We start from the raw sequence: 1120 nt of genomic DNA, 5'->3' as shown, positions 1-1120 counted from the left end.
CCCCCCCCCCTGTCTGTTGCGAATGGAGTAGAATGGCGGTGCGGAAGGGAGCCCGTCCCCCCCCAGGGTCGAGAGCCCGTGTGGGAGCAAGGGTCCCTTCCGCGTCGCGATCAACCTGAACAGTTGCTTGGGACGGCTGACTCCGATCCCGCATGACATGGACAGGAGCTTTTACCATGCCACAGACCGTCATCGGCTGCGACCTTGCCCGCGGCTGGATCGATACGCACGCCCTGCCGACCAAGGTGGTGGTGAGGATCGATAACAATCCGAACAGCATTACCCGCTGGACCGCGTCCTTGCCTGCAAACTCTCTAGTCGTCTTCGAGGCCACCAGCGGCTGCGACACTCTTTTGATCAAGGCACTCTGCGACCGGGGCCTTCGCTTCGCACGGGTCAATCCGCGCCAAGCCCGAGAGTTCGCCCGCGCGACGGGCGTGTTGGCCAAAACGGATCGGGTCGATGCGCGCATACTGGCTGATATGGGGCGCCTCTTGCCTCTCGAGGTTACCGCGCCGCCTCATCCGGATCGGGCCCGACTTTCTGATTTCCTTCGTCGCCGCAGGCAGTTGGTCGAAATGCGGAAAGCCGAAAAGGTGCGTCGCCACAGCGCCGGCCAGCCAGCAATCCTGCGCGAGATCGAGACGATGATCGCGCTGCTCGACCGCCGCATTGTCATCATGGATCGCAAGATTGCGGCTCTGATCGGAGACAGCCCCGAACTTACCGAGCATGCGGAGTTGCTTCGCGCCGTGCCTGGGATTGGACCGACGGTGCTGGCAACGCTTCTCGGCGAACTGCCCGAACTCGGCACGCTCTGTCGGCGTCGGATCGCCTCTCTCGCCGGGCTCGCTCCACATGCCCGCGAGAGCGGCACATGGCGCGGCACACGACGTATATGGGGAGGACGACGCAAAGTCCGCGAGGCTCTCTACATCGCGGCCTTGAGCGCGTCCCGCCGCGTGCCGCTCTTGATTGCCATGCGAGATCGAATGAAGGCTGCCGGCAAAGCCCCCAAAACAGTTCTCATTGCCGTTGCCCGTCAGCTCCTCGTCATCCTCAACGCCATGATCCGAAACAAACAGCCCATTCGCCTCTAAGAAACGACACAGTTGCCCCC

General features: G+C 63.0%; 1 protein-coding gene. It reads left to right on the top strand.

Annotation, left to right across the window (positions count from 1 at the left end; all coding sequences use genetic code 11):
* Positions 1–176: 176 nt before the first annotated feature.
* A complete protein-coding gene (locus CJ301_RS17610; RefSeq protein ID WP_162620613.1) occupies positions 177–1100 on the top strand; it encodes a transposase in 924 nt (307 codons plus the stop codon).
* The last annotated feature ends 20 nt before the right edge of the window (positions 1101–1120 follow it).

It is taken from the genome of Limimaricola cinnabarinus (assembly GCF_002723615.1).
Taxonomy (GTDB): domain Bacteria; phylum Pseudomonadota; class Alphaproteobacteria; order Rhodobacterales; family Rhodobacteraceae; genus Limimaricola; species Limimaricola cinnabarinus_B.
The sequence above is the reverse complement of the archived record's forward strand: the minus strand, read 5'-3'. Positions and strand labels throughout refer to the sequence as shown.